Origin of the sequence: Streptomyces lienomycini (genome assembly GCF_027947595.1) — a bacterium.
Classification (GTDB): domain Bacteria; phylum Actinomycetota; class Actinomycetes; order Streptomycetales; family Streptomycetaceae; genus Streptomyces; species Streptomyces lienomycini.
On record NZ_CP116257.1, the window covers coordinates 2,499,996 to 2,522,963 of the forward strand.

Annotated in this window: 19 protein-coding genes; 10 read left to right on the forward strand and 9 right to left on the reverse strand. The window is 73.5% G+C overall.

Annotation, left to right across the window (positions count from 1 at the left end; genetic code table 11):
• The first annotated feature begins 90 nt into the window (after window positions 1-90).
• The 8 genes from BJ961_RS11365 to BJ961_RS11400 all read left to right on the forward strand — a co-directional run bounded on the left by BJ961_RS11365 (window position 91) and on the right by BJ961_RS11400 (window position 7,668).
• The gene (locus BJ961_RS11365) at window positions 91-267 is read left to right on the forward strand and encodes a hypothetical protein (RefSeq protein ID WP_271321218.1); all 177 of its coding nucleotides are present in this window, start codon (window positions 91-93) and stop codon (window positions 265-267) included.
• 21 nt (window positions 268-288) lie between these two features.
• On the forward strand, window positions 289-1,128 hold the full coding sequence (locus BJ961_RS11370) for a MerR family transcriptional regulator (protein ID WP_271321219.1): 840 nt from the start codon (window positions 289-291) through the stop codon (window positions 1,126-1,128).
• Between the two features lie 332 nt (window positions 1,129-1,460).
• Window positions 1,461-2,801 (forward strand): bifunctional 3-oxoadipate enol-lactonase/4-carboxymuconolactone decarboxylase PcaDC, encoded by a 1,341-nt coding sequence (gene pcaDC, locus BJ961_RS11375; protein ID WP_271321220.1) that lies wholly within the window; start codon window positions 1,461-1,463, stop codon window positions 2,799-2,801.
• 43 nt (window positions 2,802-2,844) lie between these two features.
• On the forward strand, window positions 2,845-3,483 hold the full coding sequence (locus tag BJ961_RS11380) for an MBL fold metallo-hydrolase (protein ID WP_271321221.1): 639 nt from the start codon (window positions 2,845-2,847) through the stop codon (window positions 3,481-3,483).
• A gap of 119 nt (window positions 3,484-3,602) precedes the next feature.
• Window positions 3,603-4,382 carry an exodeoxyribonuclease III gene (locus BJ961_RS11385; RefSeq protein ID WP_271321222.1) on the forward strand — a complete coding sequence of 260 codons (780 nt, stop codon included), beginning with the start codon at window positions 3,603-3,605 and terminating at the stop codon, window positions 4,380-4,382.
• Window positions 4,383-4,454: 72 nt separating this feature from the next.
• Window positions 4,455-4,862 (forward strand): DUF6278 family protein, encoded by a 408-nt coding sequence (locus BJ961_RS11390; protein WP_271321223.1) that lies wholly within the window; start codon window positions 4,455-4,457, stop codon window positions 4,860-4,862.
• 374 nt (window positions 4,863-5,236) lie between these two features.
• On the forward strand, window positions 5,237-5,989 hold the full coding sequence (locus tag BJ961_RS11395; protein WP_271321224.1) for a lytic polysaccharide monooxygenase: 753 nt from the start codon (window positions 5,237-5,239) through the stop codon (window positions 5,987-5,989).
• Window positions 5,990-6,201: 212 nt separating this feature from the next.
• Window positions 6,202-7,668, forward strand: a complete 1,467-nt coding sequence (locus BJ961_RS11400; protein ID WP_271321225.1) for a class I adenylate-forming enzyme family protein — start codon at window positions 6,202-6,204, stop codon at window positions 7,666-7,668.
• A gap of 139 nt (window positions 7,669-7,807) precedes the next feature.
• Here BJ961_RS11400 and BJ961_RS11405 read toward each other — a convergent pair whose 3' ends face one another.
• The 4 genes from BJ961_RS11405 to BJ961_RS11420 are packed head-to-tail and all read right to left on the reverse strand — an operon-like array spanning window position 7,808 to window position 13,072.
• Window positions 7,808-9,070 (reverse strand): cation:proton antiporter, encoded by a 1,263-nt coding sequence (locus BJ961_RS11405; protein ID WP_271321226.1) that lies wholly within the window; start codon window positions 9,068-9,070, stop codon window positions 7,808-7,810.
• Window positions 9,067-10,437 (reverse strand): cytochrome P450, encoded by a 1,371-nt coding sequence (locus BJ961_RS11410; RefSeq protein WP_271321227.1) that lies wholly within the window; start codon window positions 10,435-10,437, stop codon window positions 9,067-9,069. The genes BJ961_RS11405 and BJ961_RS11410 overlap by 4 nt, the downstream gene beginning before the upstream one ends.
• Window positions 10,431-11,501 (reverse strand): alpha-hydroxy acid oxidase, encoded by a 1,071-nt coding sequence (locus tag BJ961_RS11415; protein WP_271321228.1) that lies wholly within the window; start codon window positions 11,499-11,501, stop codon window positions 10,431-10,433. The genes BJ961_RS11410 and BJ961_RS11415 overlap by 7 nt, the downstream gene beginning before the upstream one ends.
• Window positions 11,498-13,072, reverse strand: coding sequence for an NAD(P)-binding domain-containing protein (locus BJ961_RS11420; RefSeq protein WP_271321229.1), 1,575 nt, complete (start codon window positions 13,070-13,072; stop codon window positions 11,498-11,500). Before BJ961_RS11420 ends, BJ961_RS11415 begins: the two co-directional genes overlap by 4 nt.
• Before the next feature lie 62 nt (window positions 13,073-13,134).
• Between BJ961_RS11420 and BJ961_RS11425 the strand changes: the two genes are divergently transcribed.
• Window positions 13,135-14,697: an aromatic amino acid ammonia-lyase gene (locus tag BJ961_RS11425; protein WP_271321230.1), complete on the forward strand. Its 1,563-nt coding sequence runs from the start codon at window positions 13,135-13,137 to the stop codon at window positions 14,695-14,697.
• On the opposite strand, the gene BJ961_RS11430 is transcribed toward BJ961_RS11425, so the two are convergent.
• The 3 genes from BJ961_RS11430 to BJ961_RS11440 all read right to left on the reverse strand — a co-directional run bounded on the left by BJ961_RS11430 (window position 14,678) and on the right by BJ961_RS11440 (window position 17,537).
• Window positions 14,678-15,958 (reverse strand): sensor histidine kinase, encoded by a 1,281-nt coding sequence (locus tag BJ961_RS11430; protein ID WP_271321231.1) that lies wholly within the window; start codon window positions 15,956-15,958, stop codon window positions 14,678-14,680. The genes BJ961_RS11425 and BJ961_RS11430 overlap by 20 nt on opposite strands.
• 2 nt (window positions 15,959-15,960) lie before the next feature.
• On the reverse strand, window positions 15,961-16,641 hold the full coding sequence (locus BJ961_RS11435) for a response regulator transcription factor (protein ID WP_271321232.1): 681 nt from the start codon (window positions 16,639-16,641) through the stop codon (window positions 15,961-15,963).
• Window positions 16,642-16,778: 137 nt separating this feature from the next.
• Window positions 16,779-17,537 (reverse strand): hypothetical protein, encoded by a 759-nt coding sequence (locus tag BJ961_RS11440; protein ID WP_271321233.1) that lies wholly within the window; start codon window positions 17,535-17,537, stop codon window positions 16,779-16,781.
• A 130-nt stretch (window positions 17,538-17,667) separates the two neighbouring features.
• Here BJ961_RS11440 and ggt point away from each other — a divergent pair, with 130 nt between their 5' ends.
• Window positions 17,668-19,479, forward strand: coding sequence for a gamma-glutamyltransferase (gene ggt, locus BJ961_RS11445; protein WP_271321234.1), 1,812 nt, complete (start codon window positions 17,668-17,670; stop codon window positions 19,477-19,479).
• Here the strand turns inward: ggt and BJ961_RS11450 are convergent, their stop codons facing one another.
• Together BJ961_RS11450 and map are read right to left on the reverse strand one after the other, a co-directional pair.
• Window positions 19,480-22,008 carry an ATP-dependent Clp protease ATP-binding subunit gene (locus BJ961_RS11450; protein WP_271321235.1) on the reverse strand — a complete coding sequence of 843 codons (2,529 nt, stop codon included), beginning with the start codon at window positions 22,006-22,008 and terminating at the stop codon, window positions 19,480-19,482.
• Between the two features lie 142 nt (window positions 22,009-22,150).
• Window positions 22,151-22,927 carry a type I methionyl aminopeptidase gene (map, locus tag BJ961_RS11455; RefSeq protein WP_271321236.1) on the reverse strand — a complete coding sequence of 259 codons (777 nt, stop codon included), beginning with the start codon at window positions 22,925-22,927 and terminating at the stop codon, window positions 22,151-22,153.
• Window positions 22,928-22,968: the final 41 nt, after the last annotated feature.

Genomic DNA, 22,968 nt, shown 5'->3' on the forward strand with positions numbered 1-22,968 from the left:
CCTGCCGCCGGAGAGGCGCCGGAACCGGCGCTCGGCGGCCCCGGGGGGAGACGCTGGTGAAACAGCCGCACGAAGCGGTTCCACCGTGATGTGTCCGGCCTGCCGGTGACCTACGAGGACGACAACTCGGCTGTGTTCAGCTTCGGGAGCACCGTCATCGACCTGCTGCACGTCCCCCTCCCCGGCTCCGGCGGGCGGGTGCTGCGTTCGGCGTCGGTGGAGGCGGGTTGCACATGCCGTAACGGCATGTGGTCCAGTGGCTGGTGAGTGAGACGTCGAGAGGTCCTCATGCACCTTCCTGTGATTCCCCGCCGGGTCAAGATCGGCGATGCCGCCGCGTTCGCCGGGACGACCCCCCGGGCCATCCGCCACTACCACGCCATCGGGCTGCTTCCCGAGCCGGAGCGGGGCGCCGATGACCGCCGCCGCTACGGTTACGACGACATGATCCGCCTGCTGTGGATCCGCAAGATGGCAGACGTCGGAATCGCCCTGGAGGACATCCGCGCCACCTTCGAGCCCACCACCGGCATCGAGCAGTCCCTCGCCCGACTGGAGGAATCCCTGGCCGCTCAGGCAGCCGTCATCGAACGCCGGCGGGCCGCGGTGCGCAACTGGCGCGAGACCGGCAACCCCCTCGGCCTGCTCTCCCCCCTCGTCACCGGCCGCGTGCGCCAGCTGCCCCTCGGCGCCCTGCGGCGGTCGGATCTGGACACCCTCCTCGTCACTGAGCGCGTTCTCGGACCACTTGGCGCGGCCGTTCAGGCTGACCGGTTCATCGTCCTGGCCACCCACCCCGACCTGCGGGCCGAGGACGACCGCCTGACTGAGGCCGAGACCGCCCTCGACGACGGCGTCGACCCCGACGATCCCCGTGTGGAAGAGATCGCCGAGCAGTGGTGCGCCCACGAGCTCGCTGTGGAATCCGCCATCGAGGAGGCCGGACTCGACGAATCTCTGGACGAACTCGCGGCCCACCAGCATGATCAGCTGGCGGGCCCGGAGGACGGTGAAGCGACGATGAGCGCGCTCCGAGCCATCGGCAAGATGCCCTACGACGCTTCCCCCGCCCGCGTGCGGTGCATGGAACGCGCCGTAGAACTGCTCAATGAAGCGCTCCGAGCCTGATGGTGGCTCGATTCCCTGAGAGGATCGAGTCACGGCCCGTCCTGCGGGCCGAGACCGCCGGGCTGCGCCGGGCCGACGAGATCTTGTCCGAACGAGCGGTGGGTCGCCGACTTCACCCAGGTCGCCACCTGGTCCGGCATCGTCTTCGCCCGCCTGCGCCACGACCCGCGCACCCAGGCGCATGACGAACGCCGCACCCAGCAGGGCAAAATCGCCCTGAAGTCATCCGACGCCTCAAGCGGTATACCGTCCGCGAGGTCCTCAACCTGGGCAGATCGGTTTCCGGCCCCCTTCGTTGCGGGGGTGTCCGTGGGACATGAGAGGGTCGGGGAGTGAGCGAGACACCACCGAACACCCTGCAATACCGCTTCGACGGACCAGAAGACGCTCCGGTTCTGATCCTGGGCCCCTCCCTGGGCACCACCTGGCACATGTGGGACCGGCAGGTGCCGGAACTGGCTCAGCAGTGGCGGATCTTCCGTTTCGACCTGCCCGGACACGGAGGCGCCCCCGCCCACCCGGCGGGCTCCGTCGCCGAGCTCACCACGCGTCTGCTGGCCACCCTCGACGGACTCGGCGTGCAGCGCTTCGGGTACGCGGGCTGCGCGTTCGGCGGCGCCGTCGGCATCGAACTGGCGTTGCGTCACCCCGAACGCCTCGCCTCCCTCGCGCTGATCGCCGCCTCGCCCCGGTTCGGGACGGCCGACGAGTTCCGCCAGCGCGGCGTGATCGTGCGCACCAACGGGCTCGACCCCATCGCCCGCAGTTCGCCGGAGCGCTGGTTCACCGGCGGGTACGCCGCCGCCCAGCCCGCGATCACCGAGTGGGCCGTGCAGATGGTGCGGACCACCGACCCCGGCTGCTACATCTCCGCCTGCGAGGCCCTCGCCGCGTTCGACGTCCGCGGCGAACTCGGCCGGGTGGGCGTCCCGACGCTGGTCCTCGTCGGCTCCGACGACCAGGTCACCGGCCCCGCCGAAGCCCGGACCCTGGTCGCCGGCATTCCCGACGCCCGGCTCGCGGTCGTGCCCGGCGCCTCGCACCTGGTTCCGGTCGAGCAGCCCGCCGCCGTCACCGACCTGCTGGTGCGGCACTTCACCACGGCCTGGCAGACCGCCCCCGACGCGACCGCCACCGGCCAGCTCCCCGTCCCGGCCCACCCCACCGCGGCCCCCGTCCCGGTCGCCGGGCACTCCGCCGCCCCCGTACAGCCGGCTCTCGCGCCGCCGCCGCAGACCGCGCCCATCGCCGAGATCGCCCCGGCCGCCGTGCCGCCACAGGCGCAGGTGCGGCCCGACCCGTACGACGCGGGGCTCAAGGTCCGCCGCGAGGTGCTCGGCGACGCCCACGTCGACCAGGCACTCGCGCAGTCGGACGATTTCTCGGGCGACTTCCAGGAGTTCCTCACCCGGTACGCGTGGGGCGAGATCTGGGACCGGCCGGGCCTGGACCGGAGGTCCCGCAGCTGTGTCACGCTCACCGCCCTCGTCGCCGGCGGCCACCAGGACGAGCTCGCGCCCCACCTGAGGGCCGCTCTGCGCAACGGCCTCACCCCGGCCGAGATCAAGGAAGTGCTGCTCCAGGCCGCCGTCTACTGCGGCATGCCGGCCGCGGACCGCGCCTTCCGCGTCGCGCAGCAGGTCATCCGCGAGGAGACGACACCACCGGAGTGAGCCCTGCGGGCCGGGAGCGGGCGGGCGGCGGCAGGATGGGCCCATGAAGCTCACCAAGAAGTCGCACTCCTGTGTCCGCCTCGCCAACGACGACGGGCGGACGCTCGTCCTGGATCCCGGCGGGTTCAGCGAGGAGGACGCCGCGCTCGGCGCGGACGCGATCCTCGTCACCCACGAGCACCCGGACCACTTCGACGAGCTGCGGCTGCGCGCCGCGATGGAGGACAACCCGGCCGCCGAGATCTGGACGGCGAAGTCCGTGGCGGAGAAGATCTCGGCGGCGTTTCCGGGCCGCGTCCACACCGTCGGCCACGGCGACACCTTCACCGCCGCCGGATTCGACGTACAGGTCCACGGGGAACTGCACGCCGTGATCCACCCCGACATCCCGCGCGTCACCAACATCGGCTTCCTCGTGGACGGCGGGAAGGTCTTCCACCCCGGAGACGCCCTCACCGTGCCCGACCACCCGGTCGAGACGCTGATGCTGCCGGTCATGGCCCCCTGGAACAAGATCTCCGAGGTCATCGACTACGTCCGCGAGGTCCGGCCGCAGCGGGCCTACGACATCCACGACGCGCTCCTCACCGACCTCGCCCGCCCGATCTACGACCGCCAGATCGGCGAACTGGGCGGCGCCGAGCACCTCCGGCTGACCCCGGGCGGCTCCGCCCGGGTGTGAGCCCCACCACCGTGCCGCACGGAGCCGCACGGAGCCGCACGGATCCGCAAGGAGCCGGAAGGGGGTGGTGGGCCCCGGGCGGGGCCGGGTTGTCAGTCCCGCCCGGTAGGTTGTGGGACATGCGCATCGCGACCTGGAACGTGAACTCGATCACCGCCCGCCTCCCGAGGCTCCTCGCCTGGCTGGAGAGCAGCGGTACCGACGTGCTGTGCCTCCAGGAGGCCAAGGTCGCCGAGGCGCAGTTCCCCTTCGACGAGCTGCGCGAGGCGGGCTACGAGGCGGCCGTCCACGCCACCGGCCGGTGGAACGGGGTGGCGGTGCTCTCGCGCGTCGGCCTCGCGGACGTGGTCAAGGGCCTGCCCGGCGACCCCGGCTACGAGGGCGTCCAGGAACCGCGCGCGGTCTCCGCCACCTGCGGCCCGGTCCGCGTCTGGTCGGTGTACGTGCCCAACGGCCGCGAGGTCGAGCACCCGCACTACGCCTACAAGCTCCAGTGGTTCGAGGCGCTGCGCGCCGCCGTCGAGAGCGACGCCTCCGGCGACCGCCCCTTCGCCGTGATGGGCGACTACAACGTCGCGCCGACCGACGACGACGTGTACGACCGCGCCGCCTTCGAGGGCTCCACCCACGTCACCCCCGCCGAGCGCGCCGCCCTCGCCTCCCTGCGCGGCGCCGGACTGTCCGACGTGGTCCCGCGCCCGCTGAAGTACGACCACCCCTACACGTACTGGGACTACCGCCAGCTCTGCTTCCCCAAGAACCGCGGCATGCGCATCGACCTGGTCTACGGCAACGCGCCCTTCGCGAAGGCGGTCACCGACTCCTACGTCGACCGCGAGGAGCGCAAGGGCAAGGGCGCCTCGGACCACGCGCCGGTCGTGGTGGACCTGGACCTGTAGCCGGTTCGCGCCGCCCGCGCACCTCCGCGCGCCCTGTGGTGCACATGGCGGTACGAATGACAGTGTGGAGGTATGAACTTCCCCTTCCTGGGCAAGCGGCGCGAAGATCCACGAGCGCACGACGCGGAGGGCATCGGCGAACTGCTCGCCGACTGTGACCTGCTGCGCTCCCAGGCGCTGCGGGAGGGGGTCCGGCTCGACGACTCCGCGCTCTCACTGGAGCAGTTGGACCAGGTGCTGCCGCGCTGGCGCGGCGACGAGGAGATCCTGACCTGGCTCGGCAACGACGCGGGCCTGTACCTCGGCACCGTGATCGTGCGCACCGTGCCCGGCGCCGTATGGACCATCCGGTCCGACGGCCAGCCCGTCGTCCGGCTCGCCTCCGGCCGGGAGTTCGACGTGGTGGCCAACGGTCACGCGTGGGCGGAGGGCGGCGTGCCCGAACTCTCGCAGCTGTACGGCGAGGTCGCCGAGACGTGAGCCGAGACCGGGCGCGTTAAATAGGGGTAATGCCCGAAAGATGCGTGTCGATGGCGTGTGTGGCGTTTGTGCCTATACCGTGCCGTGTCGGAGTGGACACGAACGCACGGGGGCCTACGCAGGGTGCAGCCGGAGATCACTGCTCGCGGGCGAGGAGAAGGTCAGCTGCACACCGATGAGCGGCCTCGTCGAGGGCGGGCACCCGGGTGCCGCCGCCGGTCTCTCCGGCCCCCTTGACGGCCTCCACTCCTCCGCTAAGGTCTAGACCTGCAAGCGCAGGTCTAGACCTGCGGTGCGGGTGTTGCCTCATCGGCAACGTCGTACGTACGCCGGGGCAGGCTGGTTCGACGTGTACCGAAGGGATCCGTGATGTCATGCGCATGAAGAGACGAGTAGCGGCAGCCGTGGGGGCGCTGGTCGCCCCTGTGGTGGCCCTGAGCCTGCCGGCACCCACGGCGAGCGCCCACGGCTGGGTGGTCTCGCCGGGCAGCCGACAGGACCAGTGCGCCAACCGCGTGGTGCAGTGCGGTCAGATCAAGTGGGAACCGGCCAGCGTGGAGGGCCCCAAGGGGCTGCGCAACTGCAGTGGCGGGGACCCCCGGTGGGCCGACCTGGACGACGACGCCAAGGGGTGGCGGGTCACGCCGATCGGCACCAACCACACCTTCACCTGGACCATCGAGGCGCGGCACGCCACCAGCAACTGGCAGTACTTCATCGGCGACCGGAAGATCGCCCAGTTCGACGGCCGCGGCGCCCTGCCGCCCGCCTCGGTCAGCCACCAGCTGGACTTCAGCGGGTTCAGCGGGCGGCAGAAGGTGCTCGCGGTCTGGAACATCGCGGACACCGCCAACGCCTTCTACGCCTGCATCGACGTCAGCATCGGCGGCGGGGGCGACGACGGCGGGGGCGACGACGGAGGTGGGGGCGACGGCGGCGGTGGTGACGGCGGCGGCGATCAGCCGGGCGACTGCGCCGCGGGAGCCTGGAGCGCGGGGAGTGTCTACGACGGCGGAGAGACCGTCTCCCACGCGGGACACACCTGGCGTGCCAAGTGGTGGGTGACGGGCGAAGAGCCCGGTACCACCGGCGAATGGGGTGTCTGGGAGGACCTCGGCGCCTGCTAGACCGGCGCACCCCGCCATCGCGCCACCCGAGCACGACGCGACCGGTCGGCGCACGCCCCGCACGCACCGTGCGGAGCGTGCGCCGGCCCACGCGCGCTTCGGCCCGGTTCTCAGAGCGCTCTGAAACCGCGCCGTTAGCGTCCGGCCCGTGGTGCGCGACCAACCGGTCGTCGCCCCGCCCCGCGCCGCAACGGGCCCCGCGAAGGAGCGCCATGACCGAACAGTTCCCCGGTGCAGTCCTCGACCTGCTCGACGCGGCGGGCGACCGCACCGTCTTCGAGTACCGGGGCCGCGAGGTGAGCGGACGGCACCTGCTCGGCATGACCCGGCGTGTCGCCGCGGCTCTGCGGCAGCGCGGGGTCGGACCCGGGCACGCCGTCGCCCTGCTGCTCGGCGTCGGTCCGGAGGCCCTGGCCGCCGTCGTCGCCGCGTACACGGTCGGAGCCCGCGTCGTCGGGGTGCGGCCCGGACTGACGGACCACCAGCGTGCCGCCCTCCTGCGCGACGCCGGCGTCGACGTCACCGTCACGGACCGGCCCGGCGAGGCGGGCCCGGCGGACGCCGGGACGGCCGAGAGGAACGTGCTGTCGCTCGACGGGCTGCTGGCGGCGTCCGACGACGGTCGGCGGCCCCGCGTCTCCGCGCGGCCGCGGGACGTGGCCCGGCTCATCCACACCAGCGGCAGCACCGGCGTTCCCAAGGCGTGCGCCCAGACGTACGGGGCGATGACGGCGGCCTGGACGCTGCGCCCGGAGGACTGGCCGCCGGCGGTCCGGGAGCTGGCCGGCCGGATGGACAGGTTCCTGGTCTTCGGCACTCTGGCCAGCCAGGTCATGCTCGAGTACGGGCTGCTCACCCTCGCCGCGGGCGGCGTCCTGGTCGCCGCCGACCCGCCGGACCTCCCCGGGGCCCTCGCGCGCCACCGGGCGACGGCGAGCGTCATCACGGTCGGGCGGCTCAACCGGCTCGTGACGGCCCTGCGTTCCGCGCCCGCCGACCTCGGTGACCTGCGCGCGCTCATGGTCTCCGGCTCACCGCTCGAACCGGACCGGGCCCGGGAGGCCGCGCAGGTGCTCGGCCCGGTCGTCTTCCACGGGTACGGGCAGACCGAGACCGGCATGATCTCCATGGCCACGCCCGCCGACCCGCCCGGCTCGCTCGGCGTGCCGCCCGTGGACCTGGAGGTCCGGGGCCCCTCCGGCCGCCCCGTGCCGGCCGGCACCGAGGGGGAGATCTTCGTCCGTACGCCCTCGCAGGGGTGCGGCTACTGGGGTCGCCCCGAACTCGGCGGCGAGGTGTTCGTGGACGGCTGGGTCCGCACGCGCGACCTCGGCAGCCTCGACGCCCAGGGACGACTGTGGCTCTCCGGACGGACCCGGGACGTGGTCATCGTCGACGCCAACGTGTACTACACCGGCCCCGTGGAGCGACTGCTCGCCCGCCACCCGTCGGTGGCCGAGGCCCACGTCGTCGCGGTGCCCGACGACGCCACGGGCGAGGCCGTGCACGCCTTCGTCGTCCCCGCGCCCGGACGCGTACCCGTCCTCGACGAGCTGCGCGCCCTGGTGGCGGCGCGACTCGGGGAGGCCTGCGCGCCGACCCGCCTCACCCTCATCGACGAGGTACCGCTCACCGCGGCCGGAAAGCCGGACAAGCGGCGGCTGACGCGGTCGACCTGAGCCGGACAAGCGGCGGCTGACGCGGTCGCGCGGGCAGGACGGGCTCACCCGCGCTGAGGGTCCGGCCCCGCGCCCACGGACCGGACCCGTGCCGCCGGCCCCCGGCCGACGGCCCCCGCCGACGGCCCCGCCCCGTCCCTCAGGTGCCGCCGGTGACGACGGCCTCGCGCGGGCGTCCGGTGCGCAGGCGGTCCCGGCGGTCCAGCAGGGCCAGCAGCGGTGTCGCCATCACGGTCGTCGTGATGGCGACCACCACGAGGGCGCTGAACATCGCCTGCGTCACGATGCCCGCCGCCAGCCCCAGGTTGAGGGCGACCAACTGCATCAGGCCGCGCGCGTTCATCAGAGCCCCGACCCGCAGGGCGACCGGGTTGGGCTCGCCCGCCGCCCGCGCCGCGAGCCAGCAGGCGCCGAACTTGCCGACGACCGCGACCACCACGCACCCCGCGGTGAACAGCAGCACCGGGCCCGAACCCAGCAGGGTGAAGTCGGTGTTCAGCCCCGAGTAGGTGAAGAACAGCGGCACGAAGACCGCGCCCACGGGCTGCAGTGTCCGCACCGTGTCGTCGAGGCGCGGTGAGCGGGGGAAGACGACGCCGAGACTGAACGCGCCGAACACGGCGTACAGTCCGACCACGTCGGTGTACCAGGCGACCAGGAACAGTACGCCGACCAGCGCGAGCAGGAGCTGGTCGGGCCCCGTCCGCTCGGCGAGCAGCGTCGCCCGGGCGCGCAGCCGCACCGACACGGCCATCACCGCGACCAGGCCGCAGCCTCCGGCGACGGCCACCGAGATCTTCCCGGCACTGCCGCCCGCGATGCCGAAGACCCCGGCGAGCAGGACCCAGGCCGCGGCGTCGTCGACCGCTCCGGCACCGAGGGACAGGGCGCCGAACCGGGTCTTCGCCAGGTTCCGTTCGGCGATGATCCTGGCCAGCATGGGGAACGCCGTCACCGCCAGCGCGACGCCGACGAACAGGCCCGACACGGTCACCGAGACGTCCGGGGCGAGCGCGCCGGTGCGTTCGCCGACGGCGGCGATGAGCACCACACCGAGCAGCAGCGGCACCACCAGCCCCGCCGCCGACACCAGCCCGGCCGGGCGGGCGACGCCCCGGAGCCGGTCCGCGCGGAAGTCCCAGCCGACGTGGAACATGAACGCCACGAGCCCGATCTGCCCCACGACGTACAGCACCGGCCGCAGTTCCGTGGGGAAGAGCGCCGACTCGACACCGGGCAGCAGGGCACCCAGGACCGACGGGCCCAGCACCACGCCGGCGAGCATCTCACCGACGACCGGTGGTTGACCGACGGTCTGCAGCAACCTGCTGACGACCCGGCAGACGACGAGGATCACGACGACCGCCAGGAAGAAGGCGGGGCCCAGTTCCGTGGTGCTCATCCGTTGCTCTCCTCGTGGTGGACGACCGGACAGCGTCCGGTGCGTGGTTCCTCGAAGTGCCGGGCCGCCGGGCGCAGCCACCGGGCGTGCAGCACCATGACGGTGCCGAGGACCAGTTGACGCAGGCCCCGGGTGACGTCCTCCACGCCGTCGCGCAGCCGGACGAACCGGCGCAGGGCCGCCAGCCGGCGCCGGCCGGGGGCCAGCGGACGGGGGATCAGCAGGCAGGGCGCGCGGTGCGGGTTGGAGCGGGTGTGCGAGGCCGTCGAGTCGAGCCGGAACCGGACCAGCACCTCACGCACGGCGGCGCGCAGGACGATCGGCGACACGCGCCACGCGGGACAGGGACGGTTGGCGGCCACCCCGAACGGGATGTACCGGGACTTCCTGGCCGCGGGGTCCGACCAGCGGTCCGGGTCGAAAGCGTCGGGCCGTTCGTGGCCCGTGGCCTGGTAGTCGGGGTAGCTGAAGCAGACGACGGACCCGGTCGGCAGCACCGTCGTGTCGTCGAGCGGTACCTCGCCCGTGGTGATGCGATGGGCGATCCCGAACAGCGGGTAGAGGCGCAGCGTTTCGTCGATCACCCGCGTGAGGTACCCGTCGTCGTCCGGGTGTTCCACGAGGCGGCGCTGCACCTCCGGGTGGCGGGCCAGGGCGAGCAGGACGTGCGCGGTGGCCTCGGACAGCTGCACGACCGCCGTGTTGAAGAACGTCCCCTGCAGATACAGCGCCTGCTCGGACGGCGACAGGGAGTCCGGCAGCCGGTGCGGCACCTCGCCCGCGGCGACCCGGTCGTCGAGGTACGCCGTGAGCCGGGCCCGGCGGCGCGGGTGCCGCAGCCCGGTGCACTTGAGGGCGCTGACCACGTCGTCGGCGTGCGCGGTGATCAGGTCCCGGGCGTGCGGCGGGCACGCCTGGCCGAAGACCAGTTCGTAGGTGAAGGCGGCCCACGCGGGCATCAGCAGGTCGCGCAGCCGGACCAGGCTGACGCGGGTGCCCGGCACCGTGTCGAGGACGTCCGCGACGGCCCGCCCGGCCGCCCCGGCGAGCCCGGCGGACGACCCGGCCAGGATGCGCCGCGTCGTCGCGGCGACCTCGTCGTAGCGCTCCCCGGGCTCCAGGTGCTCCTGGTGCACGTCCGAGCCCGGTGCGAGCCAGTACCAGAACAGGTCGGACAGGCCCGCGCCCGCGCTGCGGCCGTTCACGGCGGGGTGGGCGTACACCCGCTCGAACACCTCGGGGCCATGGGTGGAGTTGGGCAGGGTCACCACCCGGTCGCCGTTGACCTTCTCGAAGACGCGCACGCGCAACGCCACCACCGCGCGCGGCAGCCACCACGAGGCGGGCCGCCCCGGGCCGCTCACCACGGCGCGTTCCCGCGCACGACCATGTCGGCGCCGAGATCGGTGTTGCGGCGCCCGCCGCACAGGGCGAGCGTGTGGTCGTACTCCGCGAGCAGTGTCCGCAGCACCTCGCGCACGCCCGCCTCGCCCGCGGCGGCCAGCCCCCACAGCACCGGGCGCCCCACGCCGACGGCCGCCGCACCCAGCGCGAGGGCGACGGCCACGTCACCGCCCCGGCGTACGCCGCCGTCCAGGAGGACCGGCACCGCACCGTCGACCGCGTCGACGACCGCGGGCAGGCAGTCGAGCGACGCCGCGGCGGCATCGCACTGGCGGCCCCCGTGGTTGGAGACGATCACGCCCGCCGCACCGTGCCCGACGGCCAGCCGCGCGTCCTCGGGGTGCAGGACGCCCTTGACCCACACGGGCAGCGAGGTCATACCCACCGTCTCGGCGAAGTCCCGCCAGGACGCCGCAGGGTGCATCGGGATGTCGGTGAGGGCGCCCGGCGGGGCGCCCGGCAGGTCGCGCATGTTCTCCGCGGCGTAGCCGGGCGGCAGGTCCGTGAACCCGTTGCGCAGGTCCCGGGTGCGCCGCCCGAGGAGCGGCGAGTCGGCGGTGACCACCAGGGCCGAGCAGCCGGCCTCCTCCGCCCGCCGCACCAGCGCCTCGGTGACCTCCCGGCGCGGGTGCGGGTAGAGCAGGAACCACACCGCCGCGTCCGGGTCCGCCTCGCGGGCCGCCGCGGCGACGGCGGCGACCGACGTCGTCGCGGCGACGCCGGTCACCAGGACGGCGCCCTCGGCCGCCGCGGCCCGCGCCGCCGCCCGCTCCCCGCCCGGGTGCAGCAGCCGGTGGAACGCCGTCGGCGCGACCAGCACCGGCGCCGTCCGCCGGGCGCCCGGCAGATCGACGGCGGTGTCCCGCTCGGCGGCACCGCGCAGCACGCGGGGCAGCAGCGCGTACCGGTCGAACGCCCGCCCGTTGGCCGCCAGCGCGCGCTCCTCGCCCGCGCCGCCCGCCACGAAGTCGTAGCGGACGGGGTCGAGCGCCGCCCGCGCCGCGTCGTGCAGCTCGCGGAGGGTCACGGCGCCACCGGGGCCACCGTGTCGCGGTGGGCGGCGAGGAACGTCCGCAGCGGGGCGCGGTGGTACTCCTCGCTGTCCCACTCGTTCTCCAGGTTCGACGCGAGATGGTGCTCGGCGACGAACGCGCCCTGCCGGTACCAGCGCACGACCGGGTGCAGGTAGCGGCCGTCCAGGCCGGAGACGTCGTACTGGGACTTGCGGCCGGCGGTCACGTCGAAGGGGTCGACGAGGTCGTGGTCCTTGCCGTACTCCAGGGTGATCACGGCGTGCGCCTCGACGTCCCCGAAGTCCCCGGCGGCGACGGCGCCCGGCACGTGGGCGACCGGGACCTCCTCGGCGTAGCGCAGCGTGCCGTCCGGGGCGAGCGTCAGCAGATCGCCGAGGACGTCGAACTGCTGCCACAGGGCCGAGGACCGGTTGACCCGGGCGATCACGGCGTCCACGGCCCGCTCCGTGGACCCGCCCAACTCCGCGGTGGGCCAGGGCTCCTGGTGGTGGCGTTGCCGCAGTCCCCGGTGCAGGGCCCGCACCATGTAGCGGAAGCCGTGGATGAAACCGGTCGTGGCCTTGCGGAAGTCGCGGCCCTGCATCAGCGTCCCGGCGAAGTACAGGCCGGGCACGTTGACCGACTCGCTCAGGGGTGTCAGATCCGGGAAGCGGCCGTCGACGATCAGGTCCGGTGTGCAGGTCTCGTCGAAGACCGAGACGTCGCAGCGGAACCCGGTGGCCACGATCACCCGGTCGTAGCGCAGGTCCTTGACCACGTCCCCGTTCCGCTCGAAGGCGACCTGGACCCGGTACCCGTCCGCGTCCCGGCCGATGTCGAGCACCCGGCCGTCGAGGAGGGCGTTCTGGGACTTGAGCTGGTAGCTGTCCAGGAAGTTGTTGTAGACCGCCCGCAGATGCCCCACGTAGTGCGTCCGCCAGGCCATGCGCAGCGAGCCCGAGCCGGCCACGTGGATGACCGCCGCGTTCTCCATCAGGTTCTCGGCGGTCTCGAACGCGGAGTTGCCCCGCCCGATGATCAGCACCCGCTGATCGGTGTAGGCCGCCGGGTCGGTGTCGATCGTGTCGTACCGCTCGGCCAGTTCGACACCCGGGATCGACGGCACGTTCGGCACCGGCATGCCGGTGGCGACCACCAGGCGCCTGGCCCGGTACACGGTCCCGTCCCGGTCGGTGACGGTGAACCCCTCGGCGTCGCGGGTGACGTGCCGGACCTCGGTGTCGTACCGCACCCGCACCCCGGTCCGGTCGGCGAAGTCCGCCAGGTAGCGCACCAGGTCGTCGGCGGGCGGGAAGTAGCGGGGGCTGTAGCGGGTGAACAGCAGCTCCGGGTCGTCGCTCAGCAGCGAGTTCCAGTCCATCCGCAGCCGCAGCTCCGGGTCGTCGTACCCGGTGTGCACCTTGTTGTTCGAGATCAGGTACCGGTGCCGGGGGAACCGGGTGAAGAACGCGCCCGGGACGCTGCCGCGCTCCAGGACGAGGTAGTCCGCGCCGTCCCGCTCCAGGAGCGAGGCGAGTTGCAGGCCGGCGGGGCCCGCTCCGATGATCAGGTAGTCATGGCTCATGGCACGGAAGGTAGCCACGGGATTTCAGAGCGCTCTGAGATCCCGCGCCTACGTTCCCCGGTGTGCTCACTCCCACGGACACCGTCGCCCTCACCGCCCCTCCGGACGCCGCCGCCCTGCGCCGCGCGGCGCTCCCCGTCACCGTCACGGTGGACGAGGAGGCCCGCGCACGCGTCGCACGCGGGCGCCGTCTCTTCGACGCGCTGCGCCGCGGACCCGGTGGCGGGGACCGCCGGATCTACGGAGCCGACACCGGCTTCGGCGCCCTCGTCGGCTACGCCGGCCGCGCCGACGACGCCGATCAGTGCGACAACACCCTGGCGCACCTCGGCGCCGGCCAGGGCCCCGACCTGCCGCCCGAGATCGTCCGCGCCGCCCTGCTGCTGCGCACCCGCTCCCTCGCCTCGGGACTGTCGGGCGTCTCGACCGACGTGGTCGACCGGCTCGCGGCGATGTTCGCCACCACCTTCACGCCCGCCGTCCCCCGCTACGGTTCCGTCGGCGCGAGCGGCGACCTCATCCCGCTCGCCTACGCCACACAGGCACTGCGCGGCCGGGGCCACGCCTACCTGGACGGCACCCGGATGCCGGCCGGCGACGCGCTGACCGCCGCGGGACTGAGCCCCCTGACCCTGGACGGACGCGACGCGCTCGCCCTGGTCAACGGCACCTCCGTCACCACCGCGGCCCTCGCGCTGGCCCTCGACTCCGTCCGCGCCGCCCACCGCTCGCTCACCGCGCTCACCTGCCTGCTGACCGACCTCCTCGGCTGCGACACCGGCTTCCTCGACGCCGGCCTGCTGCGGGCCTACGGCCACCCCGGCGCCGTCGAGGCGGGCGGCCGGATGCGGCACACCCTGGAGGGCGCCGTGCCCTCGGGCACCCGGCCGTTGCAGGAGCCGTACAGCATCCGGTGCGCCCCGCAGTTGCTCGGCGCCGCCGAGGACGCACTGCGCTACGTCGACGGCGTCGTCGCCGCCGACCTCGACGGGGTCAGCGACAACCCCCTGTTCATTCCGGGCACGGGCACGGGCACGGGCACGGACGCCGGCACGGGCACCGGCATCGATCGCGACGACGAAGCGGGGAGGGCCGTGCACGGCGGAAACTTCTTCGGGCAGCCCGCCGCGTTCGCCGCCGACCTGCTCGCCTCCGTCACCGCCCAGCTGGGCAACCTCGCCGAACGCCAGCTCGATCTCCTGGTCGACCCGGCCCGCAACGGCGGCCTGCCACCGATGCTCGCCACCGAACCCGGAGCGCAGCACGGTCTGCAGGGCGTGCAGCTGGCCACCACCGCGTTCGTGGCGGAGATCCGCCGCGCCGCGACCCCGGCCGGCATGCAGAGCCTGCCGACGAACCTGCACAACCAGGACGTCGTCCCCTTCGGTACGCAGGCGGCCCTGCGCGCCCACGACTCGGCCGAGCTGCTCGGCCTGCTGTGCGGGTCGCTCGCCCTCGGCCTGCGCCAGGCCGCCCACGTCGGAGCCCGCCGCACCACCGCGCCCCGGTGCGGGGAACTCCTGACCGTCCTCGCCGACGCGATCCCCCCGGTCGACCCCGACCGTCCGCTGGCCGCGGACGTCCGCGCCGCCGCCCGCCTGCTGGTCAGGTACGTCCGGCCCTGACCCGGCGCGCGCCGGGGCGGACCGCCCGTCTTCCGGTCGGCGCGACGGCGGCGGGCGGGGAACCGCCCAGCGGGAGCCTGATGGTGAACCGGGCGCCGTGCCCGGGCCGCCCGGTCGCGTCGACCGTCCCGCCGTGATGGGTGACGACCTCCCGCAGCAGCGCGAGCCCCAGCCCGTACCGGCCGGCGGCCCCACCCCGGTGGAACCGTTCGAAGAGCCGCTCCGCCTCGGCGGGTTCGAAGCCCGCCCCGGTGTTCGCGACGGTCAGGGTGACCGTGCCGCGGGCCCCTCCCAGCACGACCTCGATCCGCCCGCCCGCCGGGGTGTGCCCGACGGCGTTGGAGAGCAGCTCCCCGACGGCCCGGCGCAGCGCCGATCCGACGCCGTCGACGAACAGGGGGTGCGGCGGCCCGTCCACGACGACGGTGATGCGGCCCTCCCGCACCCGGTCCGCCTCCTCCGCGACCACCGAACGGGCCAGCGCCACCAGGTCGACCGGCCGGTGGTCCGACGGCCGCGCCGGACCCGCCGCGAGACTGGCGGACAGCAGCAGGTCGTCCAGCACCTCACCGAGCCGGCCGACCGAGCCGACCAGCCGCGCCAGCCCCTCGCGGTGCCGGGCCGGCATACCGTGCGCGGCCGCCTGCCGCGCCAGCAACTGGGCCCGCGTGTACGCCTGGGTGACCGGGGTGCGCAGTTCGTGGCTGGCGTCCGTGACGAACCGGCGCTGCCGGGCGAGCGCCTCGGCCAGCGGGGACACGGCGAGCCGCCCGAGCACCACCCCGGTGACGGCGGCGGCCAGCAGTCCCACCACCTCGGCGACGGCCAGCGCGAACCACAGGTGCCGGCGGTCGGCCAACTGGAAGCGCAGGTCGAGCACCGCCTGCACGACCCGCCCGTCCGCCCTGACCTGGGTACGCACCAGGTACCGGGTGTCGTCGCGTCGGACGGTGCGTTCCACCGTCTCGCGGGTCCGGCGGACCTGCCGCATGTCGGCCTCCACGGGGAAGCCCGCCGGAGCGTTGGGCAGCGCGGTCGCGCCGCGCGCGAACAGCCAGGTGCACACCGGCGGACTGGACAGGTCGCCGCGCTCCGCGCCGTAGCGCAGTTCCCGCCACACCTGGTCGCTCTGCGCGCGGGTCATGACGGTGTCGGCGACCCCGCCGACGACCGTGACCAGCAGGGTGATGATGACGCCGGTCAGTACGGCGATGCGCCGGCGGGCCCGGCGGACGGCGTCCCGCTCGCTCGCCGCCGACACGCTCACAGCGCACCCAGCCGGTAGCCGAGTCCGTGCACCGTGCGCACCACCTGCCGGCCGAGCTTGCGGCGCAGGTAGTAGACGTAGGTGTCGACGATGGAGGAGGCCGGTGCCTCCTGGAACACCAGCCGGCGCAGCTCGGCCCGGGTGTGGACGGCGTCGGGGTGCGAGGCGAGCACCCACAGCAGGGCGAACTCCCGCGCCGCGAGCGCGATCCGCTCGCCGTCCGCCGACTCGACCTCGCGCCGGGCGACATGCAGACGCCCCGAACCGATCGGCAGGACGTCACCGCCCTCCAGTGAACGCCGGCACAGGGCCCGCAGCCGGGCGCCGAGTTCGTCCAGCTCGAAGGGTTTCACGAGATAGTCGTCGGCCCCGGCGTCCAGGCCGTCGACCCGGTCGTGCAGGGTGCCCATGGCGGTCAGCATCAGCGCCGGTGTGCGGACCGCGCGGGCCCGCAACCGGCCCAGCAGGTCGAGGCCGTCCAGCACCGGCAGCCGCCGGTCGACGACGAACACGTCGTAGCGCCGGGTGAGGCCGAGGTGCAGGCCCCGTTGGCCGTCGGCCGCGACGTCGACCGCGTACCCCTCGTCCCGTAACACCTCGCACAGCAGGACGACGAGTTCCCGGTCGTCCTCTATGAGCAGCAGCCGCCACGGATTCCGCGCAAGCTCCTGTGTCATGTCCACTCCTCTTCAGCCCCGCACTCGGCCTCAACGCCCTTGTGGCGCAGGTAAGTTCCCAAGTGGTGGAGCGGGGCGAGGGGTGGCCGTCCGTCCCGACGGCGGCAGAGGGGCGGGTGCCCGCCTCCGTCGGGCGTTCAGGCCCGGTGGGAGGTGCGGGAGTTCGGCGCCGGGGTCGGCAGCGGACTGGTCGCCGCCCGGGTGACGTCCCCGACCAGTTCGACGACGTCCGGACCGTACGCCTGGGAGTTGACCACCTTGAGCAGCAGTACGAAGGAGTGGTCGCCGTGCTTGCGGGCCAGCTTCTCGTGGTGCCGGGCGAGGTAGCGGGTGGCCGCCTGGTTGTTGATCGCCCGCTGCCCGCAGAACAGGAACGCGGGCCGGGCCTCGCGCCGCTCCCCGGCGGTGAGACGGGCCAGCAGCACGTACTCCGTGACGCCCGACTCCAGCCGGTAGCGCTCACCGCCGATCTGGAACGCGCCCCGCTCGGGGCCGGGCTCGGGGTCGACGTTGACCCGCACGCCGGGCAGCATGGCGGCCATGTGGGCCACCATCCGCCGGTTCGAACCGGGGCCGCCCACGCAGAACTCCGTGCGCTCGCCGAAGCCCTGGCCGACCATGTCCTGGGTGACCACCTGGGCGTGCGCGCCGCAGTCCTTGATGAGCGCGGAGAGTTCCAGCAGCGCGAAGACGTCGAAGCGGTGGACCGCCGGTTCCGGGGAGGCGGGGTCCCGGTTGACGACGAGGAGCGAGTCGGAACCGTCCGGCAGCCCGAAGAACGCCTGCTTGCGGCGGAGCTTCCGCTTCCAGAGGTAGGTGCGGGCGAGCCAGCCCAGCGTGGCGCTGACGCCTGCCGCGACCACACCCAGGACGATGTTGCGTACGTCGTCGGTCATGGGCGCGCATGCTAGCGGTCCTCCACGTACTCGTGTTCGACGGGCCGCGGGGGACGGGCTCGCCCCATGCTCCTGACGCGGCCATGACGATCAACTAAGCTGCCCGAACGGCCTTTCCCTGGAGGTGCGGATGCGTCGCCCTGTCGCTCGGAATCTGACGGTCCTGGCGGTTTCGGCCGCCGTGGTGGTGTCGGTGGGGGCGGCCGCGCCGCCCACGCCGCAGAGCGGGCGGGCCGACCGGAAGACCCCGGTCGCCGTCGGCTACGGCGGCGCCGTCTCCAGCGTCGACCAGGACGCCTCCGCCGCCGGTATCGAAGTACTGCGCAAGGGCGGCAACGCCGTCGACGCCGCCGTGGCCACCGCCGCCGCGCTCGGCGTCACCGAGCCCTACTCGGCCGGGGTCGGAGGCGGCGGCTACTTCGTCTACTACGACGCCAGGTCCCGTACCGTGCGCACCATCGACGGCCGCGAGACCGCACCGCTGACCGCGGACGAGAAGCTCTTCACGGAGAACGGCGAGCCGCTCGCCTTCGCCGACGCCGTCACCAGCGGCCTCGCCGTCGGCACGCCGGGCACTCCGGCCACCTGGCAGACCGCGCTGGACCGGTGGGGCAGCCGCCCGCTCTCCTCCGTGCTGAAGCCCGCCGAACGACTGGCCCGGCACGGGTTCACCGTCGACGAGACCTTCCGCTCCCAGACCGCCTCCAACGAAGAGCGCTTCCGCCACTTCCCGGACACCGCCGAGCTGTTTCTGCCGGGCGGCGAACTCCCGGTCGTGGGCTCGACGTTCAAGAATCCCGACCTGGCCCGCACGTACCGGGAGCTGGGCCGCAAGGGCGTCGGCGCGATCTACCACGGCGCACTGGGCGAGGACATCGTCGCCGCCGTCAACGCTCCGCCCGTCGACCCGGACTCCGGCTGGAACGCCCGCCCCGGCGACCTGTCCGCCAAGGACCTCGCGGCCTACGAGGCCAAGCTCCAGGCGCCGACGAAGACCGGCTACCGCGGCCTGAACGTGTACTCCATCGCACCGTCCTCCTCCGGCGGCACCACCGTCGGCGAGGCCCTCAACATCCTGGAGCGCACCGACCTCTCCGCCGCGGACAAGGCCGGCTACCTGCACCGCTACATCGAGGCCAGCCGCATCGCCTTCGCCGACCGGGGCCGCTGGGTCGGCGACCCCGCCTTCGAGGACGTACCCACGAAGGAGCTGCTGTCCCAGCGGTACGCCGACTCCCGTGAGTGCCTGATCATGGACGACGCGGTGCTCACCAGCCCGCTCGCCCCCGGCGACCCGCGGCACCCGGCCCACTGCGCGGGCGGCGGGACGGCGGCGCCGACGACGTACGAGGGCGAGAACACCACGCACCTCACGGTGGCCGACAAGTGGGGCAACGTCGTCGCCTACACGCTCACCATCGAGCAGACCGGCGGCAGCGGCATCACCGTGCCGGGGCGCGGCTTCCTGCTCAACAACGAGCTGACGGACTTCTCCTTCGCCCCGGCCAACCCGGCGGTCCACGATCCCAACCTGCCCGGTCCCGGCAAGCGCCCCCGCTCCTCGATCGCGCCGACGATCGTCCTGGACCGCCACCACAAGCCGGTCGTGGCGCTCGGTTCGCCCGGCGGCGCCACCATCATCACCACCGTGCTCCAGACGCTCACCGGCTTCCTCGACCGCGGACTCCCGCTCGTCGACGCGATCGCCGCCCCGCGCGCCAGCCAGCGCAACGCCGCGCAGACCGAACTCGAACCCGGCCTCTACGACAGCGGCACACGGGCGGAGTTGGAGGCCCTCGGGCACTCCTTCAAGCTCAACCCCGAGATCGGCGCCGCGACCGCCGTGCAACGGCTGCCGAACGGCACGTGGCTGGCCGCGGCCGAGAAGGAACGGCGCGGCGGCGGCTCGGCGATGGTGGTCGAGCCGGTGCGGCAGCGGTAGTCACAGTTCGGGGACGGGGTGCTGCGGCGTCCGGAACGCCAGCCGCCCGTCCTCGACGTCGACCGTCACCCGGCCGCCCTCCGCGACCCGGCCGTCCAGGAGCAGCCGGGACAGCTCGTTGTCGACCTCGCGCTGGATGGTGCGGCGCAGCGGCCGGGCGCCGTACTCGGGCTGGTAGCCGCGCTCGGCGAGCCAGTCCACGGCCGCGTCGGTGAAGTCGACGGTTATGCCCTGCGCGTGCACCATGCGGCGGGTCTGCTCCAGGAGCAGGCTGGTGATCTGCCGCAACTGCTCGCCGCTGAGCTGGCGGAAGACCACGATCTCGTCGACGCGGTTGAGGAACTCGGGCCGGAAGTGCTCGCGCAGCGGGCGCAGCACCTGCTCGCGCCGGGCCTCCTCGTCGGCCTCCGAACCGCCCGCGCCGAAACCGATCCCGGCGCCGCGCCGGGTGATCACGTCGGAGCCCAGGTTGCTGGTCATCACGACAACCGTGTTGGAGAAGTCCACGGTCCGGCCCTGCGAGTCGGTGAGCCGGCCGTCGTCCAGGACCTGGAGCAGGATGTTGAAGACGTCGGGGTGGGCCTTCTCCACCTCGTCCAGCAGGAGCAGCGAGTACGGGTGCCGGCGCACCACCTCGGTGAGCTGACCGGCCTCCTCGTGCCCGACGTACCCGGGCGGGGCGCCCACCAGGCGGCTGACGGTGTGGCGCTCCTGGTACTCGCTCATGTCGAGGCGGACCATCCGGTCCTCGCTGCCGAACAGCGCCTCGGCCAGCGCGCGGGCCAGCTCGGTCTTGCCGACGCCGGTCGGGCCGAGGAAGAGGAAGCTGCCGATGGGCCGGTCCGGACTGGACAGCCCGGCGCGCGAGCGCAGCACGGCGTCGGAGACGACCCGTACGGCCTCGTCCTGGCCGACCACCCGCTCGTGCAGGTGGGACTCCAGACCCAGCAGGCGCTCCTTCTCCTCCTGGGTGAGGCTGCTGACCGGGATGCCGGTCTGGCGGGAGACCACCTCGGCGATGGACTCCGTGCCGACGACCAGGTTCAGCCCCTCGTCGGCCTCGCCGTCGCCGGTGGCCTCGGTGATCCGCTGCTTCAGCTCGACGATCCGGTCGCGCAGCTGGGTGGCCTGCTCGTACTGCTCGTCCGCGACCGCCTGGTCCTTGTCCCGGACCAGCTGGTCCACCTCGCGCTCCAGGGCCCGTACGTCGGTGCCCTTGGTGCGTGACTGGAGGCGGACGCGGGCGCCCGCCTGGTCGATCAGGTCGATGGCCTTGTCCGGCAGCCGCCGGTCGGTGAGGTAGCGGTCGGACATCTCCACGGCGGCGACCAGCGCCTCGTCGGTGTAGCGGACCTGGTGGTGCGCCTCGTAACGGTCGCGCAGTCCGCGCAAGATCTCGATCGCGTCGGCGGTGGTGGGCTCGGGCACCAGGATCGGCTGGAAGCGGCGGGCGAGGGCGGCGTCCTTCTCGATCCTGCGGTACTCCTCCAGCGTGGTGGCGCCCACGATGTGCAGCTCGCCGCGGGCGAGGGCCGGTTTGAGGATGTTCCCGGCGTCCATCGACCCGCCCTCGCCGCCCCCGCCGGCACCGACGACGGTGTGCAGCTCGTCGATGAAGATGATCAGTTGGTCGGAGTGGGCGCGGATCTCGCCCACGATGTTGTTCATCCGCTCCTCGAAGTCGCCCCGGTAGCGGGTTCCGGCGACGACGCCGGTCAGGTCGAGGGCGACCACCCGCCGCCCGACCAGGACGTCGGGCACGTCGCCGTCGGTGATGCGCTGGGCGAGACCCTCCACGACGGCGGTCTTGCCGACGCCGGCGTCACCGATCAGGACGGGGTTGTTCTTGCCGCGCCGGGAGAGCACCTCGACGGTCTGCTCGATCTCCTCCTCCCGGCCGATCACCGGGTCGATCCGGCCCTGCTGGGCCAGATCGGTGAGGTCGCGGCCGTACTTGTCGAGGGTCGGCGTGTTCGTGGTCCGGGTGCTCTCGGTGCGGGCCTTCGCGGCCTCCGGCGACTCCGTGGGCATGCTGGACGGTGCGAAGCGGGCCGCGTTCAGGATGTGCCCGGCGGCCGAGTCCGGGTTGGCGGCCAGGGCGCTGAGCACGTGCTCCGGGCCGATGTACCCGGTGCCGGTGGAGCGGGCCAGCTCGTGCGCGTCCAGCAGGGCGCGCTTGACGGCCGGGGTGAGCGAGAGCGACGTGGGCGGCGGGACCTCGCCCGGCGGGTGCTGCACCGGGCCGGTCCGCTCGTCGATCTGCGACGCCAGCGAGTCGGGGTCGGCGCCGGCCCGGCTGAGCAGCCCCCGGGTCGGCTCGGTGGAGAGCGCTGCCCGCAACAGGTGCTCGGTGTCCAGGTCCCGGCTGCCGTGCTCGGCCGCGTACTGGGCGGCGCCGCGCACCAGCTCCCGGGCTGGCTGGCTGAGCAGCCGTCCGATGTCGATCTGCCGGGGCCGGGGCCCGCCGAAGAAGCGTGCCAGGAATTCCGCGAACGGGTCGCCCTCCGGGCCCATGAAGCCGCTGGTCATCGTTTCCGGTCCTCCGCTGCTTCGCTGATCGGCGTGCCGGGGCCGGGTAACCCGGACGGGGCGCGGTCATGCCCAACATGACACGTTCTGTTCGGGTGGGCATGCCGGGAAGCCGGGAGGACGGGGCGGGCGGGAAGGGGACTCAGAGGCCGTTCCTGGACGTCAGGACGCGGGGACCGCCGTCCGTGATCGCCACGGTGTGCTCCACGTGTGCCGCGCGGGAGCCGTCGTTGGTGCGCAGGGTCCAGCCGTCCGCGGCCGCGTGGTAGTCGTCCCGGCCGCCGGCGATCAGCATGGGCTCGATGGCGATGACCATGCCGTGCCGCAGGGGCAGTCCGCGTCCCGGCCGGCCCTCGTTGGGCACCCCGGGGTCCTCGTGCATGTGCCGGCCGATGCCGTGGCCGCCGAAGTCCTCCATGATCCCGTAGCCGCCCGACCGGCACACGGTGCCGATGGCGTGCGCGATGTCGCCGATGCGGTTGCCGACGACGGCCGCGTCGATGCCCGCCGCGAGGGCCCGCTCCGCGGTCTCGATCAGTGTCAGGTCGGCCGGGCGCGGGGTGCCCACGACGAAGCTGAGCGCCGAGTCGCCGGCCCAGCCGTCCAGGAGCGCGCCGCAGTCGATGGAGACGAGGTCCCCGTCGCGCAGCCGGTAACCGTCCGGGATGCCGTGCACGATCGCGTCGTTCACGGACGCGCAGACGACGCCCGGGAACGGGGTCGGCGCGAAGGAGGGCCGGTATCCGAGGAACGGCGAGCCCGCGCCCGCCTTCCGCAGCACCTCGTGCGCCACCGCGTCCAGCTCCAGCAGCGACACCCCCACGTCCGCCGCCTGCCGGACGGCGGTCAGGGCCTGCGCGACGACCTGGCCGGCCGCGTGCATGGCATCGATAGATGTGTCCGTCTTCAGTTCCACCATGCCAATTACTATACCGGTATTTGAATTGGGTTCGCGACGTG